At 72.6% G+C, this 25648-nt stretch carries 25 protein-coding genes; 15 read left to right on the forward strand and 10 right to left on the reverse strand.

What is annotated here, in order from left to right:
* The first annotated feature begins 95 nt into the window (after positions 1-95).
* From AC3WRT_RS05235 to AC3WRT_RS05250, 4 genes are read left to right on the forward strand one after another with little or no spacing between them, the layout of a single operon-like run.
* Positions 96-2720 carry a molybdopterin-dependent oxidoreductase gene (locus tag AC3WRT_RS05235; RefSeq protein ID WP_492719945.1) on the forward strand — a complete coding sequence of 875 codons (2625 nt, stop codon included), beginning with the start codon at positions 96-98 and terminating at the stop codon, positions 2718-2720.
* Complete coding sequence (locus AC3WRT_RS05240; RefSeq protein ID WP_492719947.1) at positions 2717-3658, forward strand: FAD binding domain-containing protein; 942 nt, start codon at positions 2717-2719, stop codon at positions 3656-3658. Before AC3WRT_RS05235 ends, AC3WRT_RS05240 begins: the two co-directional genes overlap by 4 nt.
* An 11-nt stretch (positions 3659-3669) precedes the next feature.
* Entirely contained in the window at positions 3670-4158 is a 489-nt protein-coding gene (locus AC3WRT_RS05245) for an EVE domain-containing protein (protein ID WP_492719949.1), read from the forward strand.
* Positions 4155-4649, forward strand: coding sequence for a metallophosphoesterase family protein (locus tag AC3WRT_RS05250; protein WP_492719951.1), 495 nt, complete (start codon positions 4155-4157; stop codon positions 4647-4649). Before AC3WRT_RS05245 ends, AC3WRT_RS05250 begins: the two co-directional genes overlap by 4 nt.
* 57 nt (positions 4650-4706) lie before the next feature.
* On the opposite strand, the gene AC3WRT_RS05255 is transcribed toward AC3WRT_RS05250, so the two are convergent.
* The 3 genes from AC3WRT_RS05255 to AC3WRT_RS05265 all read right to left on the reverse strand — a co-directional run bounded on the left by AC3WRT_RS05255 (position 4707) and on the right by AC3WRT_RS05265 (position 7077).
* Positions 4707-5195, reverse strand: coding sequence for a DUF1269 domain-containing protein (locus AC3WRT_RS05255; RefSeq protein ID WP_492719953.1), 489 nt, complete (start codon positions 5193-5195; stop codon positions 4707-4709).
* A gap of 155 nt (positions 5196-5350) precedes the next feature.
* A complete protein-coding gene (locus AC3WRT_RS05260; RefSeq protein WP_492719955.1) occupies positions 5351-5848 on the reverse strand; it encodes a DUF427 domain-containing protein in 498 nt (165 codons plus the stop codon).
* On the reverse strand, positions 5845-7077 hold the full coding sequence (locus AC3WRT_RS05265) for a cysteine desulfurase-like protein (RefSeq protein WP_492719957.1): 1233 nt from the start codon (positions 7075-7077) through the stop codon (positions 5845-5847). The genes AC3WRT_RS05260 and AC3WRT_RS05265 overlap by 4 nt, the downstream gene beginning before the upstream one ends.
* Positions 7078-7201: 124 nt before the next feature.
* Here AC3WRT_RS05265 and AC3WRT_RS05270 point away from each other — a divergent pair, with 124 nt between their 5' ends.
* Both AC3WRT_RS05270 and AC3WRT_RS05275 read left to right on the forward strand, forming a co-directional pair.
* Positions 7202-8947: an NAD(P)/FAD-dependent oxidoreductase gene (locus AC3WRT_RS05270; protein ID WP_492719959.1), complete on the forward strand. Its 1746-nt coding sequence runs from the start codon at positions 7202-7204 to the stop codon at positions 8945-8947.
* Positions 8940-10370 (forward strand): adenylate/guanylate cyclase domain-containing protein, encoded by a 1431-nt coding sequence (locus AC3WRT_RS05275; RefSeq protein WP_492719961.1) that lies wholly within the window; start codon positions 8940-8942, stop codon positions 10368-10370. Before AC3WRT_RS05270 ends, AC3WRT_RS05275 begins: the two co-directional genes overlap by 8 nt.
* A 55-nt stretch (positions 10371-10425) precedes the next feature.
* Here the strand turns inward: AC3WRT_RS05275 and AC3WRT_RS05280 are convergent, their stop codons facing one another.
* Entirely contained in the window at positions 10426-11841 is a 1416-nt protein-coding gene (locus AC3WRT_RS05280) for an FAD-binding oxidoreductase (protein WP_492719963.1), read from the reverse strand.
* Positions 11842-11969: 128 nt separating this feature from the next.
* On the opposite strand from AC3WRT_RS05280, the gene AC3WRT_RS05285 reads away from it, so the two are divergent.
* Both AC3WRT_RS05285 and AC3WRT_RS05290 read left to right on the forward strand, forming a co-directional pair.
* Positions 11970-12515: a mycothiol transferase gene (locus AC3WRT_RS05285; RefSeq protein WP_492719965.1), complete on the forward strand. Its 546-nt coding sequence runs from the start codon at positions 11970-11972 to the stop codon at positions 12513-12515.
* 103 nt (positions 12516-12618) lie between these two features.
* Positions 12619-13434: a CPBP family intramembrane glutamic endopeptidase gene (locus tag AC3WRT_RS05290; RefSeq protein ID WP_492719967.1), complete on the forward strand. Its 816-nt coding sequence runs from the start codon at positions 12619-12621 to the stop codon at positions 13432-13434.
* A gap of 36 nt (positions 13435-13470) precedes the next feature.
* On the opposite strand, the gene AC3WRT_RS05295 is transcribed toward AC3WRT_RS05290, so the two are convergent.
* The gene (locus AC3WRT_RS05295; protein WP_492719969.1) at positions 13471-13815 is read right to left on the reverse strand and encodes a KUP/HAK/KT family potassium transporter; all 345 of its coding nucleotides are present in this window, start codon (positions 13813-13815) and stop codon (positions 13471-13473) included.
* A gap of 43 nt (positions 13816-13858) precedes the next feature.
* Complete coding sequence (locus tag AC3WRT_RS05300) at positions 13859-15211, reverse strand: S53 family peptidase (RefSeq protein ID WP_492719971.1); 1353 nt, start codon at positions 15209-15211, stop codon at positions 13859-13861.
* Positions 15212-15422: 211 nt separating this feature from the next.
* Between AC3WRT_RS05300 and AC3WRT_RS05305 the strand changes: the two genes are divergently transcribed.
* Positions 15423-15932 carry a GNAT family N-acetyltransferase gene (locus AC3WRT_RS05305; RefSeq protein ID WP_492719973.1) on the forward strand — a complete coding sequence of 170 codons (510 nt, stop codon included), beginning with the start codon at positions 15423-15425 and terminating at the stop codon, positions 15930-15932.
* Here the strand turns inward: AC3WRT_RS05305 and AC3WRT_RS05310 are convergent.
* Positions 15905-16750: a hypothetical protein gene (locus AC3WRT_RS05310; RefSeq protein WP_492719975.1), complete on the reverse strand. Its 846-nt coding sequence runs from the start codon at positions 16748-16750 to the stop codon at positions 15905-15907. The two genes, AC3WRT_RS05305 and AC3WRT_RS05310, sit on opposite strands and share 28 nt — an antisense overlap.
* Positions 16751-16955: 205 nt before the next feature.
* Here AC3WRT_RS05310 and AC3WRT_RS05315 point away from each other — a divergent pair, with 205 nt between their 5' ends.
* Genes AC3WRT_RS05315 through AC3WRT_RS05325 form a run of 3 tightly spaced genes read left to right on the forward strand, consistent with a single transcriptional unit; the run spans position 16956 to position 19647 of the window.
* On the forward strand, positions 16956-17864 hold the full coding sequence (locus AC3WRT_RS05315) for an ROK family protein (RefSeq protein ID WP_492719977.1): 909 nt from the start codon (positions 16956-16958) through the stop codon (positions 17862-17864).
* Positions 17861-18817: a 1-phosphofructokinase family hexose kinase gene (locus AC3WRT_RS05320; RefSeq protein WP_492719979.1), complete on the forward strand. Its 957-nt coding sequence runs from the start codon at positions 17861-17863 to the stop codon at positions 18815-18817. Before AC3WRT_RS05315 ends, AC3WRT_RS05320 begins: the two co-directional genes overlap by 4 nt.
* Positions 18814-19647 carry a class II fructose-bisphosphate aldolase gene (locus tag AC3WRT_RS05325; protein WP_492719981.1) on the forward strand — a complete coding sequence of 278 codons (834 nt, stop codon included), beginning with the start codon at positions 18814-18816 and terminating at the stop codon, positions 19645-19647. The genes AC3WRT_RS05320 and AC3WRT_RS05325 overlap by 4 nt, the downstream gene beginning before the upstream one ends.
* A gap of 115 nt (positions 19648-19762) precedes the next feature.
* Here the strand turns inward: AC3WRT_RS05325 and AC3WRT_RS05330 are convergent, their stop codons facing one another.
* The gene (locus AC3WRT_RS05330) at positions 19763-20662 is read right to left on the reverse strand and encodes an SIS domain-containing protein (protein WP_492719983.1); all 900 of its coding nucleotides are present in this window, start codon (positions 20660-20662) and stop codon (positions 19763-19765) included.
* A gap of 134 nt (positions 20663-20796) precedes the next feature.
* Here AC3WRT_RS05330 and AC3WRT_RS05335 point away from each other — a divergent pair, with 134 nt between their 5' ends.
* Together AC3WRT_RS05335 and AC3WRT_RS05340 are read left to right on the forward strand one after the other, a co-directional pair.
* Positions 20797-21597: a DeoR/GlpR family DNA-binding transcription regulator gene (locus AC3WRT_RS05335; RefSeq protein WP_492719986.1), complete on the forward strand. Its 801-nt coding sequence runs from the start codon at positions 20797-20799 to the stop codon at positions 21595-21597.
* 161 nt (positions 21598-21758) lie between these two features.
* Complete coding sequence (locus AC3WRT_RS05340; protein ID WP_492719988.1) at positions 21759-23021, forward strand: extracellular solute-binding protein; 1263 nt, start codon at positions 21759-21761, stop codon at positions 23019-23021.
* A 62-nt stretch (positions 23022-23083) separates the two neighbouring features.
* Here the strand turns inward: AC3WRT_RS05340 and AC3WRT_RS05345 are convergent, their stop codons facing one another.
* A complete protein-coding gene (locus AC3WRT_RS05345) occupies positions 23084-24082 on the reverse strand; it encodes an NHL repeat-containing protein (protein ID WP_492719990.1) in 999 nt (332 codons plus the stop codon).
* 273 nt (positions 24083-24355) lie between these two features.
* On the opposite strand from AC3WRT_RS05345, the gene AC3WRT_RS05350 reads away from it, so the two are divergent.
* Positions 24356-24595 (forward strand): hypothetical protein, encoded by a 240-nt coding sequence (locus tag AC3WRT_RS05350; RefSeq protein ID WP_492719992.1) that lies wholly within the window; start codon positions 24356-24358, stop codon positions 24593-24595.
* 110 nt (positions 24596-24705) lie between these two features.
* On the opposite strand, the gene AC3WRT_RS05355 is transcribed toward AC3WRT_RS05350, so the two are convergent.
* Positions 24706-25509: a hypothetical protein gene (locus tag AC3WRT_RS05355; RefSeq protein ID WP_492719994.1), complete on the reverse strand. Its 804-nt coding sequence runs from the start codon at positions 25507-25509 to the stop codon at positions 24706-24708.
* Positions 25510-25648 lie beyond the last annotated feature (139 nt).

Consider the following 25648-nt stretch of genomic DNA (forward strand, 5'->3'; position numbering starts at 1 on the left):
GTCGCTGACCTTCAACAGCATCGTCGCACCCGCGTCCCCTGGCCGGTAGCGTGCGGATCGCACCGTCTCGTCGAGACGCAGCCGCAGGAGGCGCCATGGAGCTCACCACCACGGTCAACGACGAGGCCCGGGTGATCGAGGTCGAGGGCACCCAGTCGGCGGTCGACGTGGTGCGGGACGGTCTGGGGCTGACCGGCACCAAGCTGGTCTGCGGCAGCGGGGTCTGCGGCGCCTGCACCATCCTCGTCGACGGTGAGCCGGTGCTCGGCTGCCTGACTCCGGCGACGCGGTTGCGCGGCGCCTGCGTGACGACCGTCGAGGGCCTGGCCGACGGGGACGAGCTCCACCCGGTGCAGCGGGCCTTCGCCCATCACGACGGGTTGCAGTGCGGCTACTGCACTCCCGGCTTCGTCGTCGACGCCGTGGCCTTCCACGACCGGTGGCGCGCCGAGCACCGGGGCCCCGGTGCGGACGGTGCGGTGGGCGGCCAGGCGCCGGAGGGACCCGACCGGGAGACGATCGCGCAGGCGCTCGCCGGGCACCTGTGCCGGTGCGGCTCCTACGAGGGGATCTACCGCGCCGTGGCTGCGGCCTGCCGGGGGGAGCACGACGCGGGTGCCGGCCAGGTGGAGCGCGTCGACGCGCCGGCCAAGCTGACCGGCGCCGCTGTCTACACGACCGATGTCGTCCTGCCCGGCATGCTGCACGCGGTGATCGTCCGCTCCGACGTGGCGGCCGGGATCGTGGGCCCGATCGCCTTCCCGGACGGCGCCATCGGAATCGATGTCCTGTCCGAGGACCGTCGCGTCCGCTGGGCGGGGCAGCCCGTGGCGGTGCTCGCCGCCGAGTGCGAGGCCGCCGCCCGCCGCGAGGCCAGGGAGCTCACGGTGCCGATCACGCCGCAGCCCTTCGTCCTCGACCCGGAGGCGGCCGTGCAGCCGTGGGCGCCGCTCGTCTACGCCACCCGGGCGGACCGCAAGCGGGCCCCGACCTCCGGTGAGGGCGGCTCGATGCCGGCCCCGTGGGACGGCAACCGCCACGGCCCCTCGAGGACGCCCTACCTCGGCACGCTTGCCAAGCGCCGCATCCGCTCGGCCCGCGAGGACGGCCGCCGCGGTCTGGTCGAGCTCGAGTTCCACACGGCCGCCCAGCTGCACACGGCCTTCGAGCCGCACGCCTGCGTCGCCGACTGGAGCGACCCGCAGCACCTGCGGGTGTGGCTCAGCACGCAGGGCGTCGAGGCGATGCGCCTGGAGATCGCCGAGCACTTCGAGCTCGACCCGAGCCAGGTGGAGGTATTCGCCGAGTACGTCGGCGGCGGCTTCGGCGCCAAGCTGGCCCTGACCATGGAGGCCATCGGCGCGATCTCCCTCAGCCGCCTGTCCCGTCGCCCCGTGCGCCTCGTCCTCGACCGTCACGAGGAGCTGACCGGCACCGGCAACCGTCCCGGCAGCGGCTCGCGGGTCTCGCTCCTCGTCGACGACGACGGCCAGGCGATCCGGGCCCTGACCGTCGACACCGACAGCCACGCCGGTGTCGCCACCGGCAACAGCGTCGCCGCGCTCGCGATGCTCGTCTACGACCGGACGCCACGCCTGGCGCGCGACGTCGACGTCGTCACGAACGCGCCTCCGGGAGCGCCTTTCCGCGGCCCCGGCGGCCCGACGATGGCCTGGGCGCTCGAGCAGACTGTCGACGAGGCGGCGCACCGCTTCGGCCGCGACCCCATCGAGCTGCGGGCGCAGTGGGACGGCAACCCCAAGCGCCAGGCTCTCTACCGGTGGGCCTCGGCCCTGCCGACGTGGCAGCAGCGCCCCGTGACCGGCAGCCAGACCGGGCGCCACCGCCGTGGCGTCGGCGTGGCCGCCGCCAACTGGATGTACTTCGTCGACCCCGACTGCGAGGTCGTCGTCTCCGTCGAGGGCGGTCGGCTGGTGGTGTCGACGGCGGTGCAGGACATGGGCACCGGCAGCCGAACCGTGCTCGCCCGCGCGGTGGCCGGCGTCTTCGGCGTCGACCCGACCTCGGTCGAGGTCCGCCTCGGCCACGCCCACAGCGGTGGGACGCACGGACCGGCGTCGGGCGGCAGCCGCACGACGGTCTCGCTGTGGTCGACGGCGGTCGAGGCAGCCACCAGCCTGCTCGCCCGCATCGGCGCGGACCTCGGCCGCGCGCCGGACGGAGCATCCGCCACGGCCAAGCGAGGCGGCGACCGGGGACTGCGCGCCGTGCCCGTCACGATGGGCGGCGTCCAGATAGGGCGCGGCTTCTCGGGGGCCGTCCACGTCACTGAGGTCGAGGTCGACACCCGCACCGGCACGACGCGCGTGCTCCGGGTCCACGGCGGCATCGCCGTCGGCCGCATCCACGCACCCGTCCTCGCCCGCAGCCAGTGCGAGGGATCGGTCATCCAGGGCATCGGCCTCGCGCTCTGGGAGAACCAGGTGCTCGACCCGCACACCGGGCTGACCCTGACGGCCAACCTCGAGGACTACCGCATCCCGCAGCTCGGCGACACCCCGGAGATCGACATCCACTTCCACGAGGAGGGCTGGGACCGCGTCCCGGGTGGCGGCGTCGGCCTTGGCGAGGTCGCCACCATCAGCCCGGCGGCCTCCGTCGGCAACGCCATCTTCAACGCTACCGGTTGGCGACCGCTGGCGCTTCCGGTGCGACCCGACCGGCTGCTCGAGGGCTTGCGGACTGAGGCCGCGCGATGAGCGGCCTCACGATCCTCACGGCTTACGACGAGCGGCCCTCGGGCACAGGGGACTTCGTCTACCGCGCGGGCGGCACCGACCTGCAGGAGCGGCTGCGGACGACCGGGGCGACTCCCCACGTCCTCGACCTCACCGGCGTGCCCGGCTTCGCCGGCATCGAGCGCACCGACGCCGGCACGGCCATCGGCGCCGGCACGACCGTGGCGACCCTCGCGCGTGACCTCGCAGCTGACTACCCGGCGCTCGCGCTGACCGCCGCTGGTCTGGCCACGCCGCAGGTGCGCGCCACTGCGACGATCGGCGGCAACCTGCTCCAGCGCACCCGCTGCTGGTACTTCCGCCACCCGCACACCACCTGTCTCAAGTCCGGGGGCGACAGCTGCCCGGCGCGCGAGGGGCGCCACCTCTACGGCGTCGCGTTCGACACGGCGCCGTGCGTCCACCCGCACCCGTCGTCCCTCGCGATGGCCCTGCTGGCGTATGCCGCCACCGTCGACACGACCCAGCGCGTCGGTCTAGCGGTGGGGGCCGTCCTCGGGGATGGGTCCGACCCGAGCCGTGACCACCTGCTCGCCGATGACGAGGTGCTGACCCGCGTCACGCTGCCGCCTCCCATTCACGGCGAGCGGGCGGCCTACTTCCGCTCGATCAGCCGCTTCGAGGCGGAGTGGCCGCTCGTCGAGGCGGTGTGCCGGGTGGTCCGGGACGACGCCGGGACGGTCACGTCGTGTGCGGTTGCGATCGGTGGTGTGGCGCCGGTTCCCCTGCGCCTCGACGCTGTCGAGGAACTTCTGTCGGGCACCGTGCTCGACGACGACACGGTCTCAGCGGCCGCCGTCGAGGCGACCCGTGGCGCGACACCGCTGCCGGAGACCGGCTACAAGGTCCAGCTCGTCGAGGCGACCGTGCGCGAGGTCCTCGAACGCGTGCGGTCCTGAGGCGAGGCGGCATGGCGAAGGAGCGGACGGTCGAGCGGTCGATGCTGGGCGCGTGGCTGCTCAAGTGCAACCCCGCCCTGTGGGACCTGCGCGGCCTGCTCGACTCCGGCGAGGGCCGGCTCACGTCGTGGGCGGTGCAGCCGGGCTACCGGGCCCGGCTCATCGCACCGGGTGACCCCCTCGTCTTCTGGGTGTCCGGTGACGGCCGCGACGGCCTCCACCGCGGCATCTGGGGCCTCGGGCACGCCACCGCCGAGGCCGAGCCGTGGGTCGAGACGAGCCGAGGACGGTGGCGCAGCTCGTCGCACCACGGCGTCAGGGCGCGCGTCGAGGTGGACGTGCGGCTGCTGGACGAGCCGGTGACCGACGAGGAGCTGCGGGCGGCCGGCGTCGACGGCCTGGAGGTGCAGCGGCAGCCGTTCATGTCGAACCCGTCGTTCGTCTCGCGCGACCAGCTCGTGGCACTGCGGGAGCTCCTGCCCGAATGGCCGTCCGCATGAGGGTCCTCGTGCTGTCGGACACGCACGCGCCTCGGCACTGGAAGGCCTGCCCACCCGCGCTGCTCCCTCACCTGTCGGCGGCCGACGTCATCCTGCACGCGGGCGACGTGTGCACCCCGGACGTCCTCGACCTGCTGGCCACGTTCGCGCCCGTGCACGTCGTCATGGGCAACAACGACGGGCCGGAGGTCGCCGAGTGGGGTGCGCCCGAGACGCTCGAGGTCGAGCTGGAGGGCGTGCGCATCGGGATGATCCATGACAGCGGGCAGCGCCAGGGGCGTACGGCCCGGATGCGGCGGCGCTTCCCGACCGCCGACCTCGTCGTCTTCGGCCACTCGCACATCCCGCTCGACGAGGCGGGCGACGGCCTGCGGATCCTCAACCCCGGGTCCCCGACCGACCGGCGGCGGCAACCGGCCGGCACCGTGGCGCTCCTCGACCTGCGCGACGGAGCGCTCATCGAGGCCCGCATCGAGCAGCTGCCGCGCTGAGCGAGCTCGGAGTCCCGGGCCTGCCGGGAGAAGTGGCTCCGCCTGCGCGTGACCGGCTCAGTGGGCGCCGAAGGTCTCCATCATGACCTGGCGCTCGCCGGCGGTGAGGTTGGTGGTGACGAGCTTGCTGTGCATCCCGTGGAAGCGCTCGCCCACCCGGTCCAGGTCGCCCTCCTCGGTGACGAGGAAGAGGGCCGAGGTTCCGGGCGTGAGCCCCGTGCGGATGGTCTTCAGCTGCTCCTTGGTGATCCCGGCGTCCTCGGTCATCTTGCTGATGGCGCCCAGGGACGCGCCGACGACACCGCCGATCACCGGGACGAAGAAGAGGGCGCCGATCAGCACTCCCCACAACGCGCCCCACCCCGTGCCGCGCCACTTCTCCTCGTTGCCGTGGATCGTCGTGGGATGCGACTCCCCCTCGGGCCACGTGACGATGGCGTGGTCGACGATCTTGAGGAAGCCCTCCGCCTGGCAGCCGTCGAGGACGGACTCGGCCTGTGCGGCGCCGCCGGTGCTGTCGAACTTCCATACCGTGAAGGCAGCCATGTGATGCTCCTCTGCGTGCGCCGCTGGTCGGTCGGCCGGCGCGCCTGGTCGAGTGGTGTTGTCAGGCCGCGCGCATCGACTGGCCCGTCCCAACCACGACTAGCCTGCCGCTGGTGGCCGCGGCGATCCTCCCCCTCAGAGAGTGAGGTGTGAGGTCACCAGCCCCAGGAGCCGGGGCCGCCCTTGAACGGCCCGACGACGCGGTCGGTGATCCAGCCGCCGTAGAAGCCGCCGTCCTGCGGCCGCACCTGCGCACCGTCGACGAAGCACCCGTCCACGAGCCCGGGCATGACAGCGACGTGACCGGCCAGGACGGCATACGTCGGCACGGGCTCGGGGTAGGTCCACGCGGCCCGCGCCGCGCGCCGGCCACCGCCGGCGAGGTCGTAGTAGGCCGCTTGCCCCTTCCACTCGCACACGCTGCTGCCCTCGACCGGGAGGAGGGCGCCCTCGACGAACGCGTCGAGCGGCAGGTAGTACGTCGGCGGGTGGCTCGTCTCGAGGACGCGCAGCGAGGAGGTGGTGCGGGCCACGACCTCGCTGCCGAGGTGCACCTCGACGAGCTCGTCGCTCGGATCGACGGCCGGCGGGCGCGGGTAGTCCCAGACCGACTCCTGGCCCGGGCCGGCAGGCAGCGGTACCGGGCGGCTCACCGGGCAACCGCGCAGATCTGCTCGAGGCCGGTCGCGAGCCGGTCGATGTCCTCGGCGTTCGTGTAGGGCGCCAGGCCCATCCGCAGTCCGCCGGCGGCGCCGAGGCCGAGGTGGTGGCTGCACTCCCAGGCGTAGAAGTGGCCGGCCGGGGCGTTGACGCCGCGCTCGGCGAGGCCCGCGCGCAGGTCCTGCGGGTCGTGGCCTTCGACAGTGACGAGCAGCGTCGGGGTGCGCCGCTTCGCGTTGCTGTATGCCGTGAGGCCGGGGATGGCGCGCAGCCGCTCCTCCAGCGTGGCGAGGAGTGCGTCCTCGTGCTCCTCGAGCGCGGCGAAGGAGGTGGCCAGGCGCTCGCGGCGCGGCTGCGAGGGGTCATTCAGCGCGAGGTCCGCGAGGAAGTCGACGGCGGCGGTCGTGCCGGCGAGCAGCTCGTAGGGCAGCGTGCCGAGCTCGAACCGCTCCGGCACGGCGTCGGACGACGGCACCAGCTTGGCGGGGTGCAGTGTCTCGAGCAGGGCCGGCGACGCGGCGAGGACGCCGAGGTGGGGCCCGAGGAACTTGTACGGCGAGCACACCCAGAAGTCGGCGCCGCTGGCCGGCACGTCGGTCAGCACGTGCGCGGTGGCGTGCACGCCGTCGACCCAGAGCAGGGCCCCGGCCGCGTGGGCGATGTCGGCGACGGCCGGGATGTCGGGACGGGTGCCGATGAGGTTCGACGCGGCCGTGACGGCGACGAGCCGGGTGCGCTCCCCGACCACGGCCGCGACGGCCTCGGGCGCGAGCTCGCCGGTGTGGGGGTCGAAGTCGGCCCACCGGACAGTGGCGCCGTGGGCCTCGGCCGCCAGCACCCAGGGCCTGACGTTGGCGTCGTGGTCGAGGCGGGTGACGACGACCTCGTCGCCGGGACCCCAGCCCGTGGAGAGCGTCCGCGCGAGGTGGAAGGTCAGCTCGGTGGCCGAGCGGCCGAAGACGACGCCGCCCGGGTCGACGGCGAGCAGGTCGCCCATCGCGGCCCGCGCATCGAGGACGATGCGGTCGGCCCGGCGCTCTGCGGGCGTCACGGCGCCACGGTTGGAGATTGCCGCGGTGAGCGTCTCGACGACCGCCGTCGCGACCGTGTCGGGCACCTGCGACCCGCCGGGCCCGTCGAAGTGGGCCGCCCCCTCGCGCAGGGCCGGGAAGTGCCAGCGGATGCGGTCGACGTCGTGAGCCGGGATCGCCTGGGGTGCCATGGGGCCATCTTCGCCGAACCGGGGCCGGTAGTGGCGATCGGGGCACGAAGGCGGCCGTTCCGTCCTACCGTCGGATGGGGTGGTCGCACGTCGATCTGTCCGCATGACCTCATGGAGGTGACCCGTGACGCGACCCCTGCTCCTCGTCGTCGATGCCGACCTGGACGGCCTCGCCCGCACGGAGGGCGAGCTCGCCCGCCGGTTCGGCTCGGACTTCCGCATCCGCGGGGAGTCCGACAGCGCCGTCGCGCTCCAGCTGCTCCGGGTCGCCGCCGAGCGCGGCGACGCCGTCGCGCTCGTCCTGGCGAACCCGTGGCTGCCCGGGGTCGGGGGCGCCGAGCTGCTCCGCGCGGTGCGCACGCTGCACCCGGACGCCGGGCGGGCCTTCCTCGTGCCGTGGGGTGCGTGGGCCGACCGGCGCACCGCCGAGCAGATCCTGCAGGGCATGGCGAGGGGGGACATCAACTACTACGTGCTGGAGCCATGGACCTCGCCCGACGAGCTCTTCTGCCGCACCGTCTCGGAGTACGTCCAGATCTGGTCGAGGACCGTCGCGGACGGTCGGCGTGAGGTGGTCGTCGTCGGGGCTGCACGTGACCCGCGCGGGCACGCGGTCCGAAGCCTCCTGTCGCGCAACGGGATCCCGCACGCCTATCTGGACCGCGGCACACCGGAGGCGACCGCGGTGCTCCAGCGCGTCGACGCACCAAGGCCCGCCGAGGCCTCCGGACCGCTCGTGATCTGGCTCGCCGCGCTGGGTGGGCGGGTGCTCGTGGACCCGACCGACGTCGAGATCTGCCAGGCCTGGGGCATCCACACCGACCTCGGCGACCCGGGCAGCGACGACGAGGTGCGCGAGGTCGACCTCCTCGTCGTCGGCGCGGGCCCTGCCGGTCTCGCGGCTGCGGTCTACGGCTCCTCGGAGGGCCTCTCCGTGCTCTGCGTCGAGGAGCAGGCGCTGGGCGGGCAGGCGGGCACGAGCTCGCTCATCCGCAACTACCTCGGCTTCTCCCGCGGTCTCTCCGGTGCGGAGCTGGCCCAGCGCGGCTTCCAGCAGGCCTGGGTCTTCGGCGCGCGGTTCGTGCTCACCAGACGGGTGACCCAGATCGAGGCGGCGTCGGACGAGGCCGGCGTCCCGGGATTTCGCGTCACCCTCGGCGACGTCGGACAGGTGTTTGCCCGGGGCGTGCTGCTCGCGACCGGGGTCGCCTACCGACGGCTCGGGGTGCCGGCGCTCGAGGCACTCGTCCGTGCGGGCGTCTACTACGGGGCCAACGTCTCCGAGGCCCACGGGCTCATGGGCGCGCACACCGTCATCGTCGGGGGCGGCAACTCGGCCGGCCAGGCGGCCCTGCACCTGCAGCGGTATGCCGCGGACGTGACCATCGTGATCCGGACCCCCGACCTCTCCTCGACGATGTCGCGCTACCTCATCGACGAGATCGAGGCATCGCCGACGATCACGGTCGTGGGCAACGCCGAGGTCGTCGACGGCAGCGGCGACGGGTGGCTGTCCGAGGTCGTCGTCGCGGACCGGACGACGGGTGAGCGGCAGTCCCTCCGCGCCGACGGCCTCTTCGTCATGATCGGCGCCGAGCCCCACACGGAGTGGCTGCCCGAGGCCGTGGCCCGCGACCGCTGGGGGTTCCTGCTCACCGGGGCCGACGTGCTGAAGACCGCTTGGCCCCTCGAGAGGTCGCCGTGCTCCCACGAGACGTCGCTGCCGGGCCTCTTCGCGGTGGGCGACGTCCGGGCCGGGTCGGTCAAGCGCGTCGCATCCGCCGTCGGCGAGGGCTCGGTCGTCGTCTCCGAGGTGCACCAGTACCTCGCCCTGAGCGATGCCGAGGCCCGGGTCGAGTCCAGTGGCTGAGCAGGTCGCCGGGCCGGCAGCCACGCCGGCGCGACGCGGCCGGGAGGCACGGCCCGGGGTCCGCCGCCGCGTCTCCGTGGGCGCCGTCGCGCTCGCCGTGCCGATCCTCGGCCTCGCCCTGCTCCGGTCCGCCACGGCGCTCGACCGCCAGTGGCAGCACGAGTCGACGCACTTCTGGATCGTCCTCGGCGCCGCGCTGCTCAGCGCCGTCACGGCCTACGGGACCGGCGCTGCGGCCGTGCGTCGTGGCGACGTCCGGGTCATGTACGTCTCCCTCGCCTTCCTCTCTTCCGCCGGCTTCCTCGGGCTGCACGCGCTCGCGACGCCGCACATGCTCCTGGAGACCGCATCGGCGGGCTTCAACATCTCCACCCCCGTCGGCATCGCGATCGGCTCGCTCTTCGCGGTCGTCTCCGTCCGCGAGGTGGCGGCGGACCACGCGGCCGCCGAGATGCGTCGGGCCAAGGCGCTGCGGGTCGCGCTGCTCGCCCTCATGGTGGTGTGGGGGATCGTGTCGCTCCTGCGGCTGCCGCCCTTCGACGTCGGCCCCGGCCCCGACCGGCTCTCGCCGCCGATGGTCGTGACGGCGGTGCTCGCCGTGCTCCTCTACGGCGCGACCGCCGTGACGTACGTGCGGCTCTGGTGGCGTCGCGGCGGGCTGCTCCCGGCGGCCATGGCGGCCTCGATGGTGCTGCTCGCCGAGGCGATGGTGGCCATCGTCTTCGCCCCGAACTGGCACTACACGTGGTGGGAGTGGCACCTGCTCATGCTCGCGGCGTTCGCCCTCGTCGCGTGGGGGGCGCAGCAGTCCTGGCACGAGGAGCGCTACGCCGACCTCTACACCGCCGACACCCTCGCCGGGCGCCGCGAGATGTCGATCCTCTTCGCCGACCTCAAGGGCTTCACGACCTTCTCCGAGGCGCACGACCCGGCGGAGGTGACGGAGATGCTCAACGCGTACTTCACGGTGGCGATCCCGGCCGTCGTGAAGCGGCACGGCGGCACCATCGACCGCCTCATCGGCGATGCGATCATGGCGACCTTCAACCGGCTCGGCGACCAGCCGGACCACGCCCGCCGGGCGGCGCAGGCAGGCCTCGACCTCCAGGCGGAGACGGCCCGGATCGCCGACGCGCACCCCGGCTGGCCCCGCTTCCGGGTCGGGGTCAACAGCGGCGAGGTGCTCGTCAGCGTGCTCGGCAGCGAAGGCGGCCGCACCCACACCGTCATCGGGGACGTCGTCAACGTCGCGTCGCGCATCGAGGGCCAGGCGCCGGTCGGCCGCGTCGCCGTCACGGCAGACACCCTCGCCATGATCCCGGACGCGACGACCGAGCCTCTCGGGGCACTCGAGCTCAAGGGCAAGGGTCAGCCGACCGAGGCGTTCGTCCTGGTCGGCTTGCCTCCCGCGGGTTCGAGGTGATCCCGACAGCCACGTCGGCGTCGGGATCACCTCGAACGGAGAGCCGGCCGCTGGGTCACGCGGTGACCTGGCCCTCCTCGAAGAGCCGGGGCACGCGGTGGTTGGCCAGGAAGCGGTCGTCCGGGTCGTAGGCCGACCGGATGCCCTTGAGCTGCAGCCACGTCGTCTCCGTGTAGCCGGTGCGGGCGTCGACCGCGTTCTCGGCGAAGTTGAGGTAGCTGCGGCCCGTCGACCACGGCTCGAGCGAGCCGGTGAGCCGGTGGGCGTCGAGCTCCCCCTGCGCCGCCAGCTCCGGCGTCGCCGCGATGGCAACCCCGAAGACGGCGTATGCCGCGTCGATCGTCGCGAGGGCACCGTGCTCCTCCGGCTCGCGGCCCAGGGCTCCGCCCAGCTGGCGCAGCTCTGCCGACAGCAGCGACGAGGTCGAGCCCGGACCGACCTGCTCGAGGAGCGTGTCGATCGTGACATCGGCGAGCTCACCGATGAGGGTGCTGTCCGACACGCCCGGGGTCGGGCCCTCGGGGTCCAGGTGCAGCCGGGTCAGCGTCCGGGTCGGCACGCGGTCGAAGGTGTCGATCTCCGGCTCGAGGCCACGGAGCAGGCCGAGGATCGAGCGGGCCTCCGCGTCGCAGCCGAGGACGGCGCCGTCGATGACGACGAGCGAACGGCCCCGCAGCGGCGCGGGGATCATCGGCAGCGGCGGCAGGTTGAGGAAGCGGAACGACGTCGTGACGGCGTCAGGTGCCTCCGGCGCCCAGTCGGCCCAGCGACGCAGCACGCGCTCGGCGTCGTCACGGTCCCAGACGAGCATGCCGGCATACGCGGTCTCGATCGGGTAGAGGCGGAATTCGAGCGCCGTCACGACGCCGAAGTTGCCGCCGCCGCCGCGCAGCGCCCAGAAGAGCTCGACGTTCTGCGTCGCGTCGGCGCGGACGTGCTCGCCGTCGGAGCTGACGAGCTCGACGGCCGTGAGGCTGTTGGCGGCCAGGCCCAGCTTGCGGGCGTACCAGCCGATGCCGCCGCCCAACGTGTAGCCGGCGATGCCGACGTCGGGCGAGCTGCCGTGCAGCGCCGCGAGTCGGTGGTCGGCGGCAGGCTCGGTCGCGTCGATCCAGAGCGCGCCACCCTCGACGCGGGCCATCCGGCGGGTGGGGTCGATCGTGACGCCGCGCAGCTGCTCGGTGCGTACGACGACGACGTCGTCGAGACCCCGGGCGACGAGCGGGCCGGCGTTGTGGCCGGTGGTCTGCGGCGCGACGCGCAGGCCGGCGGCTGCTGCGACACGAACGACGTCCTGGATGTCCTTGACCGAGCGCGGGAGGGCCACTGCGGCGGGTCGCTGGTCGAGGGCGACGTTCCACGGCATACGCGCCGCGTCGTAGCCCGGGTCGCCGGGAAGGTGGACCGCACCGTCACAGAGTCCGGCGAGGCTCGTGGCCCGTCGGGCGGTGGGGGCGAGGCTGATCGTCATGCTGGTCTCCTGGTTCGTGATCGGCCCTCGTGGTGGGCACGGCTGTTCAGAGCGCCGCTGCGCTGCCCAGATACATCGACGCCGAAACATCCGGTTCGTCCGGGGCCGCATCACTGCATGCTGGGTAGATGGACGACATGACGACCACCGACCCTGCCCGTGACCTCCTGCTCGACGGCTTCGGCCGCATCCACGACGGCCTGCCGGTAGTCGTCGACGGACTGTCCGTCGACGAGCTGCTGTGGCGACCTGATGCCGACGCCAACCACATCGCGTGGTTGCTCTGGCACCTCGCGCGCCAGCAGGACGACCAGGTGGCGCAGCTGGCGGACGCCGACGACGATGAGGGCTCGGTGTGGCGCGGCAACGGCTGGGTCGACCGGTTCGACCTGCCCTACCCGGCGGAGGCGCACGGATACAGCATGAGCTCCGCCGACGTCGGCCGGTTCACCGTGGCCGATCCCGACCTCTTCGCGGGATATCACGCGGCGGTTCACGAGCGCACCGTCGAGTTCGTCGCGGAGCTCGACGACGCGGCCTACGCCCGCGTCGTCCACGACAGCTGGGACCCGCCGGTCACTGTGGGGATCCGCTTGATGTCAGTGGTCAACGACGCCGCCAAGCACCTCGGCCAGGCGGAGTACGTCCGCGGCCTCGTCCAACGCCGGCGCTGACCTCAGAACGTCCGGTGGTACCTCTGTGACAGCTGTGGTCGGCGGTGCCAACGACCGCCCGACGCAAAGGTCCTGCACAGGTTGGCGTGCGAAAATGGTTTCGATGAGCGCCCCTTCCGTGAGCCCCACCACCGCCGCCGTGTCCCCGACAGGCGGCGGCTCCGCGAGGTCCCACGCGGTCGTCCGGAGTCACCGGCCGGCGCTCGTCACCCGTGGCAAGCGTGCCCGGCTGGCCGCCACGGTGGCCGTCGTCGTGGCGCTCGCCGGCGTCAACGTCGCCGACCACGTCCTCGGCTGGGACACCATGTGGCTCGGCCCGGTCGGGGCCCTGGCGCTGCTGGCCTTCGCGCGGTGGCAAGGCCTGACATGGCACCAGCTCGGCCTCGCCCGGCACACCCACGCCCGCGGCATCCGGTGGGGACTCGGCGTCATCGCGGTCGTCGGGCTCGTCTACCTCGTCGGCATCCTGCTGCCGACGACCCGCACCGCCTTCCTCGACGCGCGCTACCACCTGCCGCCGGCGGGTGCGCTGCTCACGGCGTTCGTCATGATCCCCGTCGGCACGATCCTGCTCGAGGAGGTCGCCTTCCGCTCGGTGCTCTGGGGCTTCCTGTCCCGGCACGCGCGGATGTGGCAGGTCCTGGCCGGCTCGTCACTGCTCTTCGGGCTCTGGCACGTCCTTCCCGCGATGGGCTCGGCCACCGGCAATGCCGCGATCGGCTCGGCGGTCGCCGGGCTGGGCGCGTTCGCCAAGGTCGCCGTCGTCGGCGGCACGGTTCTCTTCACGGCTCTCGGTGGCGTCCTGGCCGGCGAGCTGCGCCGCCGCAGCGGCAGCCTCTTCGCGAGCGTCGGCATGCACTGGGCGACGAACGCCCTCGGCGTGCTGTTCGGCGTCCTCGCCTGGCGCCTCGCCGCCTGAGGATCTCGCCGCACCAGGCCCGCGAGACGTCGCCGATCAGAGGACGACCTGCGCCCCCCTGACCACGGTGCGGTGCTCCGGCAGGCTGAAGTACTGGCTCGGGTTGGCGGCGTTGTGCGCCAGACCGATGAAGAGCCGCTTGCACCACGTCGGCATCCCGGGGGCCGTCCCGCGGAGCACGCTGATGCGGGAGAGGAAGTAGAACGCCTCGTCGCACTCGAGCTCGAGGCCCTTCGTGCGTGCGACGCCGAGTGCGGCTGGCACGTCCTGCTCGTCCTGGAAGCCGAAGCGCAGCCGAACCCACGTGATCACCCCGTGGGCGCTGTCGAGCTGGTCGAAGGTGCTGCGCTCGGCGTTGCGCCGCCGTAGCGGCGTGGCCACCCAGCGGGGTGCTGGGTGGCCACGACACGGCATACGCGATCGGTCAGTGGACGAGCTGGCCGACGAGGTTCGAGACGTCCGGTGAGCCGAGGCCGGTCGGGTCGTCGTAGCCCGCCTTGGCGTCGAGCCCGGGGCCGTCCCAGGCGTTGTTGCCGGTGGTCACGTCGTGGAACGCGAGCCCGCTGGTCGCGCCGGTGCCGATGGCGTACAGCGCCGGGTTGAGCGCGCCGAGCCGGTGACCGGCCTGCTGGTCGGCGAGGGCGCCGATCGCGGCCCACTGCGGGGAGCCGGAGCTCGTGCCACCGTAGAAGTAGAAGCCGTTGTCGGCGGGGTCGGCGTTGAAGCCCTCGTAGACGAACACCGACGTGTAGACCGACGCGTTGTAGGACACGTCGGAGGTCGTGCGCATCGGGTTGCCGTTGACGCCGGCTTGGTAGGAGGGCGCGGCGAAGATGGTGCTCGGGGCGCCGCCCGTCGCGCCGATCGGGCCGAGGGTGCACCCGAAGGGCTGGTGCACCGCGCACGACGCCTGGTCGCCCCAGACGGTCTCGGCCTGGTAGGCGCCGGTGTCGCTCGCGAAGAGGTTCGTGCCGCCCACCGCCGTGACGAGCGGGTCGGATGCCGGGTAGCCGGCTGAGAGGCGCGGCCCGCCGTTGGAGGCGCCGTCGTCACCGGAGCTGGCAAAGAGCGAGATGCCCTTGGCTGCGGCGGCCGCGAAGTTCTCGTGCGACTGCTGGAGCTGCAGGTTGTTGCCCTTGCCGCTGATCGCCGCCTCGTCGGCCCCGTAGCTCATCGACAGGACGTCACCGAGGTCGTGGTCGACGGCGTACCGCACCGCGACGTTGAGCGCGTTGCCGTAGTTGTTCGGCGCGACGACGAGGTTGATCGTCGCATCCGGGGCGATGGCGTGGGCCCACTGCAGGTCGAGGCTCGTCTCGCCGGCCCAGCCGAGCGGCTGTCCCTTGTGCGCGGTGCTCGTCTGCGGGCTGCCGCCGGGGTAGTAGATGTTGAGGTCGGCCTTGGGCAGGCCGAAGGTCTGGCTGAAGACGTCGAGGTCCTGGCGGGCCGTCGGGCTGCCGTATGCGTCGACCACGACGATGCGCTGTCCCTCGCCGGTCCAGCCGTCCGGGATGTCGTACGCCTTGCGGGTCAAGGCGGGGGTGTAGCAGGCGAGCCCGATCGCGGCGACGCACTGCGAGGGGGTGGGCAGGGCGCCCGGTTTCGTGCCGGTGGAGAACTGCCGCGTGAGCGGGTGGACGGTGTAGACGATGTCGCCGTTGTCCGCGCCGGCTGCCGTGGCCGCGGACCCTGCGGCGAACGTCGTCCCGAGGACGAGGGCCGTCGAGGCGAGCCCGACCCCCGCGATCGTTCGTCTGCGCGTGCTGTGTGTGCGCATGGTGCCCCTTGTCTGATAGCCCCCGAGCCGGCTCGCTCGAGCCGAATCGGAACGTAGGTGCGCTTTCTGGGAACCCTCTGGACACAACCTGCCGAATCCATGTAAATGCGGACGCGACTGTCTGGGACGGGTCCGTCCGGCTGCGCCCGGTTCTGCGGCCGGTTCTGCAGCCGGGTCCTGCAGCCGGCGGACCGGCTGCGAGACTGCGCCGATGGACGAGTTCATGATCCGCGCGGCCGCGCCGGAGGACTACGAGCGGCTCGGTGAGCTGACCGCCGCGGCGTACCTCGACGACGGCCTGCTCGACTTCGGCGCCGAGGATTCCTATCTGGAGGTGCTGCGGGACGTCGGCCACCGGGCGGAGCACGCAGAGGTGCTCGTCGCGGTGGGCCCGGACGGCGCGGTGCTGGGCGGCGTGGCCTTCGTCGGTGGGTCCGGCCCGTTCGCCAACATCGCAGGCGAGGGCGAGGCCGAGTTCCGGACGCTGGCGGTTGCTCCGGCCGGGCGGGGGCGCGGCGTCGGGACCGCCCTTGTCACTGAGTGCATCGAGCGGGCCCGGGCCCTGGGCCGACACCGTCTCGTGCTCTCGACGCAGACGATGATGCACTCCGCCCACCGGATCTACGAGCGCCTCGGTTTCACCCGGGCGCCCGAGCGCGACTGGTCCCCGGTGCGTGACCTCTTGCTGCTCGTCTACGTGCTCGAGCTCGACCGGGACTGAGCCTCCGCGGCCGACTGGTCGATGAGGTCGCGGACAGCGGTCACCATCGTCGGGTCCAGCTCGACGTGCGCCTCGAGCAGGGCGAGAAGGGTCGCGGCCGCGTGCGCGTTGCGCTCGTAGCCCGGCACGAGGTCAGCGAGCGGCAGCAGCTCGGGGCCGAACCGGCCCTCGACGCCACGGTCGACCACGAAGACGTCCTGCTGGAGGCCGCGGCCCAGCCCGAGATGGCCCAGCACGGTGACCCAGCGGTCGACGGCATACCCCTGGATGAAGCGGGTGGCGGTGAGGCGCTCGCCGCGGAGGTCGCGGTGCAGCCCGACGTAGAGGTTGGTGATCGCCTCGCCGACCTGGTGCTCGAGCGAATCTGGCTGGGGCACCGGGACCTTCGGGTTCTCGAGGCCGGTGGGTGCGTCGCCGCGGCTCCAGTGCACGCGGCCCGGCGGGTAGCCCGCGCTGTCGAGCTCGGCGAGCGAGAAGACGGCGTACTCGGCGAAGAGCCCGTCCTCGAGGAGAGCCTTGCGGCCGGCGTCGCTGTTCTCGAACGACCAGACGACGGGCTGCACGGCCTCGAGCCAGTCGAGGTCGGCGAGGTAGCGGTCGCGCGCGGCCGTGTCGTCGACGACGACGAAGAAGTCCGCGTCGGAGTGCTCGTCGAGGCGGTGCAGGTCGCGCCCGACCGAGCCGAGCCCGAGCAGCGCCACGGCGTCGCCGCGACGGTCGAGCTCGGCGCCGAGGCGGTCGAGGAACGCGAGCAGGCGTTGCGGGACGGTGGGCGGGATCGGCACAGGGACGGTGGGCTGGCTCTGCTGTGACGGCATCCGTCGTCTCCTTGTCGCGTCGTGGAGTCGACGTTTCAGCCCGCCCGGCCCGGAGGCCGTCGAGGTCGCGACAGCGGCAGGGTATGCCGTCGGGCATGTCGGCGGAAGGGGTGCGTCGGGCGGCCAGGCGGCGCGGTTCACGATCCTGTCCATATGTGCTCGATCGAGTCGTCACCCGCGCACGAGCGCTCATAGACTGCGCGTCGTGAAGTGCGAAGCGGTGGTCGGGATCGACGTCGGCGGCACCCGGATCAAGGCGGTCCTCGTGACCCCGCAGGGCGAGGTCCTGGCCGAGGCCGTGCGGCCGACCCCGGAGAGGGTCGGCGACCAGCTCGGCGAGGTCGCCGCCACGGTGGCGGCGGAGCTGACCGGCCGGGTCGGCGAGGCGGCCGAGCTGCTCGCGGTGGGCGTCGTCGTGCCCGGCCTGGTCGACGAGGCGAACGGCATCGGCGTGTGGTCGGCCAACCTCGGCTGGCGTGACCTGGACCTGCACGGCGCCGTCGCGGCGCACGTCGACGTCCCGGTCGCCATCGGGCACGACGTGCGCGCCGGCCTGCTCGCCGAGCACCGCCTCGGGGCGGCCCGGGAGGCGGACAACGTGCTGTTCCTGCCCTTGGGCACCGGGCTCGCCAGCGCGCTCCTCAGCCGGGGCCAGCTCGTCACCGGCTCGCGCTGGACCGGCGAGATCGGCCACGTCATCGTCGTGCCCGACGGCCCGCTCTGTGGCTGCGGCCAGCGCGGCTGCCTCGAGGCGCTCTCCAGCGCCGGCGCGATCGGACGTCGCTGGTCGGAGGCGACCGGCCTCGTCGGCGACGCCGCGGAGGTCGCTCGCCGCGCCGAGGCTGGAGAGCTCGAGGCTCGCCGCGTCTGGCAGGAGGCCGTCGACGCACTCGCGTCCATGGTCGCCCCCGTCGTGGCGGCAGCCGGCACCGAGGTCGTCCTCATTGGCGGCGGCCTCGTCCGGGCGGGCGAGACCCTCCTGTGGCCGCTGCGCACGGCCCTGACCGCCCGCCTCGGCGGCCGCGACGACGTCGCCGTCAGGGCCGCCGCCCTCGGCGACCGGGCCGGCTCGCTCGGCGCCGCCACCATCGCGCTCGACCTCGTCGGCCGATGATCCTCACCCTGACGCCGAACCCGGCACTCGACATCACGTATGCCGTCCCGTTCGTCGCGCTCGGGGAGTCCCACCGCGTCGCCTCGGTGAGCGAGCGGGCGGGCGGCAAGGGCCTCAACGTGGCCGCCGTGCTCGCGTCGATGGGCCGGCAGGCGGTGGCGGTGGCGCCGGTGGGCGAGATGGATGCCGGCCTGTTCCGCAGCGACCTCGGCGCGCGGCGCGTGCCGCACCGTCTGATCGCGTCGCCGTGCCCGACCCGGCGCTCGGTGGCGGTCGTCGAGGCGACCGGGCGCGCGACCCTGCTCAACGAGCCGGGCTTCGGCCAGTCGCAACGCGTCTGGGACCGGGTCGTCGACGAGATCGCGGCGCTCGCCGCGGACGCGTCGGTGCTGACGGTCTCGGGCAGCTTCCCGCCGGGCACCGACGCTGAGCTCGTCCGGCGGGTGACCCGGGTGGCGCACGAGGCCGGCCTGCGGGTGGTGCTCGACGTCAGCGGCCCCCACCTGTCGCGCGCGCTCGGCATCGGTCCGGACCTGGTCAAGCCGAACCGCGTCGAGGCGGCACAGACCGTCACCGGGCTCGGCCGCGGCGAGGTGCCGTCGGTCCTCGGCGCGGCGCGGGCGCTCGTGGCCGCCGGTGCCCGCGCGGCCCTCGTCAGTGACGGCATCAACGGCCTCGTCCTCGTCCACGGCGAGGTCGCGCTGCGCGCCTTCTTGCCGCGTCCGCTCTCGGGCAACCCCACCGGCGCGGGGGACGCGCTCACGGCCTCCCTCGCGGCGGACCTCGACGAGGCAGGCGACCTGCCGCCGGGTCGGGACGCATGGGCGGGCGTGCTGCGCCGCGGCGTCGCCTGGTCTGGCGCGGCGGTGCTGCAACACGTCGCCGGCGCCGTCGATCCGGACGACGTCGACCGCCTGCTTTCCACCGTCGAGATCGAGGAGATCCGTTCGTGACCCGCTCTGCCCTGACGCCCGTGCTCGCCGAGGCGTCAGCCGCCGGGCGTGCCGTCGCTGCCTTCAACGTCATCCAGCTCGAGCACGCGGAGGCGTATGCCGCGGCGGCCGAGCGGGTCGCCCTGCCCGTCGTCATGCAGATCTCCGAGAACTGCGTGCGCTACCACGGCTCGCTGGCCCCGATCGCCGCGGCGACGCTCGCCATCGCCGACGGGTGCGCGCAGCCCGTCGTCGTGCACCTCGACCACGCGGAGGACGTCTCGCTCGTCGAGGAGGCGGTCCGGCTGGGCTTGACCTCGGTGATGTTCGACGGCTCGACGCTGCCCGACGAGGAGAACCGTGCCGTCACCCGTCGCGTCGTCGAGCTGTGCCGCGCCGCAGGGGTCAGCGTCGAGGCCGAGCTCGGCGAGGTCGGCGGCAAGGACGGCGTCCACGCGCCGGGGGTGCGCACCGACCCGGGCGACGCGGCGCGGTTCGTCGCCGACACCGGGGTCGATGCGCTCGCCGTCGCGGTCGGCAGCAGCCATGCGATGACCGACCGCACCGCAGAGCTGGACACGGATCTCATTGCGGCACTGCGCCGTTCGGTCCCCGTGCCGCTGGTGCTGCACGGCTCGTCCGGCGTGCCCGACGATGGCCTGGTCGCAGCGGTGCGGGCCGGCATGACGAAGGTCAACATCGCGACCCACCTCAACCAGGTCTTCACCCGGGCGATGACCGCGCGGCTCGAGCAGTCGCCGACCGTCGACACGAGGAAGTACCTCGGCGCCGCCCGCGACGCCGTCACCGACGAGGCCGCCCGCCTGATGACCCTCCTCGCCCTCCGCTGACACGACTCAACCGTCGAAAGGCCACAAACCGGGCTCCCAACCGTCGAAAGGCCACGAACCGGGGCCTAATTCGTGGCCCTTCGACGGTGTCGGTGTCGGATGCCGCCAGGTGCGGTCAGGTGAGGACGATGCTGCGGGTGAGGTTGCGGGGGGCGTCGGGGTCGAGGCCGGCGGCGTCGGCCTTGCCGAGGCACAACCGGTGCAGCCGCACGAGGTCGGCGAGGGGGTCGACGCCGCGGTGCTCGAAGTGGGCACCGGTCGCCCGCACCTGCTCCTCCAGCCCCTCCGGCACCTCGCCGAACGCCCACACGGCCCGACCGGGCGCGGCGATGCTGATCGGCCCGTGGCGGTACTCCATCGCCGGGTAGGACTCGGACCAGAACTGGGCCGACTCGCGCAGCTTGAGCGCCGCCTCGTTGGCGAGACCGACCGTCCAGCCGCGCCCCAGGAACGTGACCTGCTCGGTGTCGACGAGCGGGCCGTATGCCGTCGCCGCGTCCTCCGCGAGCACCGCGCGGGCCTGCTCGGCCGCCGGCGAGAGGTCCTCGCCGAGGGAGGCGCGCAGCAGGGCAAGCGAGGTCGTGGCGAAGCGGGTCTGCACGACGCTCTGCTCGTCGACGTCGTCGAGCAGGATCGTGGCGTCGGACCTCTCGGCGACGGGCGTGCCGGCGGTGGCGACGATCGAGACGTGCGGCGTGCCGGCGGTGCGCAGCTGCTCGACGACCTCCATGACCTCCGTCGTCGTGCCGGACCGGCTGATCAGCACCACCCGGTCGTAGCCGCGCGCGAGGTGGTGCTCCGAGGCGGCATACGCGTCGGTGGGGCCTTGGCCGAGCTCCTCGCGCCGGGCGGCATACGCCTGCCCCATGAACCACGACGTGCCGCACCCGATCGTCGCCACGCGCTCACCCGGACGGGGCAGGTGGCCGGCGACCTCGTCGAGGCGTGCGATGACGCGCTCCCAGTCGTCGGGCTGGGTGGCGATCTCCTGGGCGAGGTGAGTGGTCTGCGGCATGGCGGCTCCCGGCGGTGGTGAGGGCGGCGGCACCAGCCGCCGCGCTGAGGCTCTGACTGTCTGTGCGCGAATCACAGCGTATTCGCGCACAGATGGACATGTCCATTGCCCGATGCGAGCGGTATCGTCAGCGCGTGACCGATGAGATCGATCTCGCCCCCAACCGCGCCAGCCGATGGTCGATCATGCTCGACCGCCTGGCGACGACCGGTCGCCTCGGCGTCGGCGAGGCCGCCGAGCTGCTCGCCGTCAGCGAGGCCACGATCCGGCGCGACTTCTCCGAGCTCGCCAAGCGCCAGCTCGTCGCGCGCAACCACGGCGGCGTGGTCGCGACCTCGGTCGCCTACGAGCTGCCCTACCGCTACCGCAGCAGCATGGGCGACGACGACCGCACCCGGGTGGCCGAGGCTGCCGCCGGGCTCGTCGAGCCGGGTCAGGTCATCGGCCTGAACGGCGGGACGACGACGACCGCCACCGCCCGAGCCATCACCGCTCGCGACGACCTCGCGGTCGAGGGCGAGCTCACGATCGTCACCAACGCGCTCAACATCGCCGCGGAGGCGGTGCTGCGTCCGCACGTGCAGTGCGTCTCGCTGGGCGGCGTCGCCCGGCCCGAGTCCTACGAGGTCACCGGCCCCCTCGCGGCGCTCGTGCTCCAGCAGCTGTGGATCGACGTCGCGATCGTCGGGGTCAACGCCCTGTCGGTGCGCGAGGGTGCGACCTGCCGGCACGAGGAGGAGGCGGCGATCATCCGGAGCATGATCGAGCGCTCCAGGCAGGTCATCTGCGTCGCGACGGGCGACAAGCTCGGCACCCGGACCTTCGCCTCGATCTGCCCCGCCGAGCGGATCGACCACCTCGTCACTACGGTGGGCGCAGACCGCGACGAGGTGGAGGCGCTGCGAGAGGCGGGCGTGCGGGTCCTCCAAGTCTGAACCGCAAAACGCCTGCGTGATTGTGATCGAATTGATGAAGATCCGGTCATCATTGCTCTTGAATGACCCGGGGCCGCCGCTCTAGGTTGGGCGTCACCGCGTGGCCGGGTCGGCGTGTCACCACATCGCCACCAGTTCCGGCACCGAACCAAGGGAGAGACATGAGGACGACGAAGAAGTCCGTGGTCGTCGCAGGGATGGCCATCGCAGGCCTCGCCCTCGGCGCGTGCGGCGGAGGCAGCGGCGCCGGGTCGGCAGGGGGCGCCGGTTCCACCGGTGGCAGTGGTCAGGACGTCAAGACGATCAAGCTCGTCGCGGCCGAGTACTCGAAGGACCACACCAAGGCGTTCTGGGACGCCTTCGCCAAGACGTACAAGGAGAAGACGGGCTACACGCTCGACGTCCAGGTCGTCAGCTGGGACAACATCGACCAACAGTCCTCGACGATGATCCAGAACAACCAGGCGCCCGACATCCTCAACCTCAACGCGTACGCCAGCTACGCCAAGGACGGGCTGCTCTACAACTCCGACGAGGTCCTGCCGGCCGCGGCCAAGAGCGACATCCTCGACACGTTCGTCAAGTACGGCACCTACCAGGGCAAGATGTACGGCTTCCCCGACCTCAGCTCGGCGCGAGCGCTCTTCTACAACAAGGCGATCTTCAAGCAGGCCGGGATCAACGAGCCGCCGAAGACGTGGAACGACCTCGAGGCGGATGCCAAGAAGATCGCCGCCACGGGCAACGTCGGTTACGCCCTCCCGCTCGGGCCCGAGGAGTCACAGGGTGAGTTCTCCATGTGGCTGTTCAACAACGGCGGCGACTGGAAGGCCGACAACAAGTGGACCATCAACTCGGACAAGAACGTCCAGACGCTGACCTTCCTCAAGAAGCTCTCCGACGAGAAGGTCACCCAGAACAACCCCGCCCGCACCAACCGCGCTGACGCCTTCGACCTGTTCAAGTCCGGCAAGGCCGGCATGGTCATCGGTTTCAGCCCGCTGGCCGGCGCCCTCGACCAGGACAAGAAGGTCGACTACGGCGTCGCGCCGTTCCCGACGAACGACGGGACCGAGAGCAAGACGTTCGGCGTCACCGACTACCTGATGGCCTTCAAGAAGCAGGGCAACGAGAAGGCGGTCAAGGCGTTCTACGACCTCTACTACCAGCCCGACCAGGTCAACACCTTCATCAAGGCGGAGGGCTTCCTGCCCGTCACGAAGTCGGGCGTCCAGCAGTTCCAAGGTGACCCGAAGCTCAAGGTCTACCTCGACACCCTGCCCAACGCGCGGCTCACGCCGACCGACGACCCCGCCTGGGACAAGGTCAAGCTCGCCGTCCAGCAGAACCTGGGCAAGGCCATGACCGGTGACCCCAAGGCCGTGCTCGACGATCTGCAGAAGACCGCCGAGAGCGCCGGCTGAGGCCGAGTCCCGAGATGAGCGAGAGCACTGCCGTGACCCCCGACCCCCCCCCCCCGGCCGGGTCAGCGGGTCGGCGTCAGGCGGAGGATGACCCGGGCCTTGTCGTCGGAGACGAAGACCCGATGCGCCCGATCGACGAGCAGTCCCTGCGGTTCCAGCAGCCCGCCGCGTACGAGCACTGTCGGGGTGCCGCCGGTCACAGGCCAGCGGCGCACGTCGTGCCGGGTGTGCCGCACGTCCGTGACAAGCAGGGAGCCTGATCCGTCGAGGGCCACATCGTCCGGCATGACGGCGGTGGCCACCCGGATGTGGCTGCCGGCCGAACCCAGGCGCCACACGCCGCCTCCGCACTCGTCGGCGATGTAGACCCGGCCGTCGGGTCCCACGTCAGCACCGACCGGGTGGACGAAGCCCGTCGACAGCACCTGCTGTGAGCGCCCATCCGGCGACAAGCGGTAGACGGTCCCCGTGACGGGATCGGGCACGACCAGCGTCTGCGTGCTGGCGTCCCAGGCGATTCCGTCCACGCCCTCGTGGCAGGTGCTCCTCACCGGACGACCCGGCAGGGTCACCAGCACGGTGGCGGCGCTCCTGCCCGGCGCGAACGCGAGCAGCCGGTTGGTGTTCTCCTCAGCCACCACGAGGGTCCCGTCGGCAAGCAGCGCCATCCCCTCCGGACCGTCGATCCCGCGGTGCAGCACGGTTCGCGTGCCGTCGGAATTCAGCCGGCTGATGGTTCCGTTCGTGTAGTCGCTGTAGAGCAGCGAGCCCGAGCGGTCGAGGACGAGGTCGTCCGGGTGGTCGCCGCCGTGGTGCAGGACGCGGGTCCGGTACGCGACCGGCGGGCCGCCGTGCGCGGCCGTGGTCCGGCTCGAGGGCGTCGTGAGCGGGCGCGGCGTCGTCGTCGCCGGCGTGGTCGGCGCTCCAGTGGGAAGAGGCGATGCTGTGGCCGGTCTCGTGGCCGAGGCGGACCCCGTAGGGGCCGGCACTGCGGCCGAAGAGCAGCCGGTCAGCGCGATGACGACGCACGCCTCGGCGGTCAGCGAGGCGAGACCCCTCATGCGCCGAGAGTAGGTGGCGCGAGCCTTCATGCGCCGAGAGTAGGTGGCGCGCCTGTGACGAGGGCATAGGCGGCCGCAGCGGTGGCCCGGCGAAGGCGCGCACACGGCATACGGCATACGGCACACCGCGGACTCTCCACCCCTGGGTGGAGGCGCGAAGGTCCACCCGTGAGGCGATGCCCGGCCGGTGGGGGTCTCTACCGTTGCGGTGTCGGCTCGAAGTGAGCCGCCTTCTACCGGAAGGGAACGCCCAACCGGGGCGGCGGTGGCGGCATGAACCGTGGGACGGGTGCACGGCTGCGGCGCTGGTCCACGTTGACCTCTCCACGCACTGGGCGGCAGGCGCTCACCGACGGCCGGGCATCAGTCGCCGGGACCCTCGCCGTCACGGTCGTCGGCGGCCTCGTGACCAGGCTCCTGATGCCCGACGCCTCCGGCATGCTTCGCGCCCTGGTGGTCGTCGCCCTCCTCACGGCTGTCGCCGTGGCCGTGCCTCCGCGTTACGGCTCCTGACGACAGCTGGCGTCGCGCCCTCGACGCCTGGATCGGGCTCGCGCGCCTGGGCAACGTGCTCCATCGCGACAGCGTGGCCCTCGTCCTGGGCCGAGTGACCGCGGCCGGCCTCAGCCCGCCAGGGGGCACACCGCGGTCAGGGCTTCGTGCGCGACCGCGTCATAGGGAGGCAGGGTGTCCAGACCGGTCTTCCACATCACCCGCCACGCCGCCTCAGCCGCCGCTGCCGTCATCATGCCCATGGCGAAGTGGGTCTGGTCCTTCAGGTGGCGCTCCCATGGGGCGATGGCGACGCGCGCCTTGACCAGGGCGTCGTCGACAACCTTCATGGACGCCGCGCAGCCACGGATTGCGTCGGCGGCGCGTCCGGTGGCCGAGTCGTCGACGGCGCAGATGGCCGGCGAGGAAGCAAGGGCAGCATCCGCGGAACGGAACGCAGCCTCGTGGTCCACGGCCTTGTACGTCGTGATGGGCCATTGAGCTTTCGCCGTTGCCAGGCTGATCCGGCCATCCTGGAGCTCGTTCATGATCTCGAGGTGCCGCCGCCACTGTGAGAGCGACCGGTCTGCGTCCGCGAGAGCGACGGACTCGAGCCGCCACCGCGTCTGACAGGAGGACACCGACGCTGCCAGCTTCGACGGGATGCTGCCGACGGCCGCCGCCGACGTGTGCGCCGACTTCGTGGTCGACACCTCTGGCGGAGGGGCCCCTGTGAGGGTTCCGTTCATGGCCTGCACCAGGTCGGGAGCGGTTGAGGGCTGGACCGCGCTCGTCGGCGGGGGCAGGTTGGGGCGTGCCGCCGGAGGTGACGTGTCGCCGAAGACGGCTGAGCCGAAGTACACGGCAGCGCCGACCAGCACGATCGCCACCACGACGCCCGCCCGCCGGACGGTCGCGGCGCGGCGCTCCCTCACGATCAGGGCGTGCCGCGTCGGCGGTTGTTGCACCCCCATGGTGACCCCCCGCTTGCTCGACAGGTCGCGGCGGAAGCTGGTGTGCCCCTAGTTGTCAACGATAGACCGCCGACCAGCCGTTTGAGTCGGAGCAGCCTTT

This window comes from Terrabacter sp. FW104-15G4B, from assembly GCF_058790095.1.

Coding starts and splice junctions, on each gene's coding strand:
- AC3WRT_RS05330 (WP_492719983.1), bottom strand. CDS start 20,662: ATGCCGCAGACCACTCACCTCGCCCAGGAGATCGCCACCCAGCCCGAC.
- AC3WRT_RS05245 (WP_492719949.1), top strand. CDS start 3,670: ATGGCGAAGGAGCGGACGGTCGAGCGGTCGATGCTGGGCGCGTGGCTG.
- AC3WRT_RS05310 (WP_492719975.1), bottom strand. CDS start 16,750: ATGCCGTCACAGCAGAGCCAGCCCACCGTCCCTGTGCCGATCCCGCCC.
- AC3WRT_RS05240 (WP_492719947.1), top strand. CDS start 2,717: ATGAGCGGCCTCACGATCCTCACGGCTTACGACGAGCGGCCCTCGGGC.
- AC3WRT_RS05265 (WP_492719957.1), bottom strand. CDS start 7,077: ATGGCACCCCAGGCGATCCCGGCTCACGACGTCGACCGCATCCGCTGG.
- AC3WRT_RS05305 (WP_492719973.1), top strand. CDS start 15,423: ATGGACGAGTTCATGATCCGCGCGGCCGCGCCGGAGGACTACGAGCGG.
- AC3WRT_RS05255 (WP_492719953.1), bottom strand. CDS start 5,195: ATGGCTGCCTTCACGGTATGGAAGTTCGACAGCACCGGCGGCGCCGCA.
- AC3WRT_RS05280 (WP_492719963.1), bottom strand. CDS start 11,841: ATGACGATCAGCCTCGCCCCCACCGCCCGACGGGCCACGAGCCTCGCC.
- AC3WRT_RS05290 (WP_492719967.1), top strand. CDS start 12,619: ATGAGCGCCCCTTCCGTGAGCCCCACCACCGCCGCCGTGTCCCCGACA.
- AC3WRT_RS05235 (WP_492719945.1), top strand. CDS start 96: ATGGAGCTCACCACCACGGTCAACGACGAGGCCCGGGTGATCGAGGTC.
- AC3WRT_RS05300 (WP_492719971.1), bottom strand. CDS start 15,211: ATGCGCACACACAGCACGCGCAGACGAACGATCGCGGGGGTCGGGCTC.
- AC3WRT_RS05345 (WP_492719990.1), bottom strand. CDS start 24,082: ATGAGGGGTCTCGCCTCGCTGACCGCCGAGGCGTGCGTCGTCATCGCG.
- AC3WRT_RS05320 (WP_492719979.1), top strand. CDS start 17,861: ATGATCCTCACCCTGACGCCGAACCCGGCACTCGACATCACGTATGCC.
- AC3WRT_RS05285 (WP_492719965.1), top strand. CDS start 11,970: ATGGACGACATGACGACCACCGACCCTGCCCGTGACCTCCTGCTCGAC.
- AC3WRT_RS05250 (WP_492719951.1), top strand. CDS start 4,155: ATGAGGGTCCTCGTGCTGTCGGACACGCACGCGCCTCGGCACTGGAAG.
- AC3WRT_RS05350 (WP_492719992.1), top strand. CDS start 24,356: ATGAACCGTGGGACGGGTGCACGGCTGCGGCGCTGGTCCACGTTGACC.
- AC3WRT_RS05340 (WP_492719988.1), top strand. CDS start 21,759: ATGAGGACGACGAAGAAGTCCGTGGTCGTCGCAGGGATGGCCATCGCA.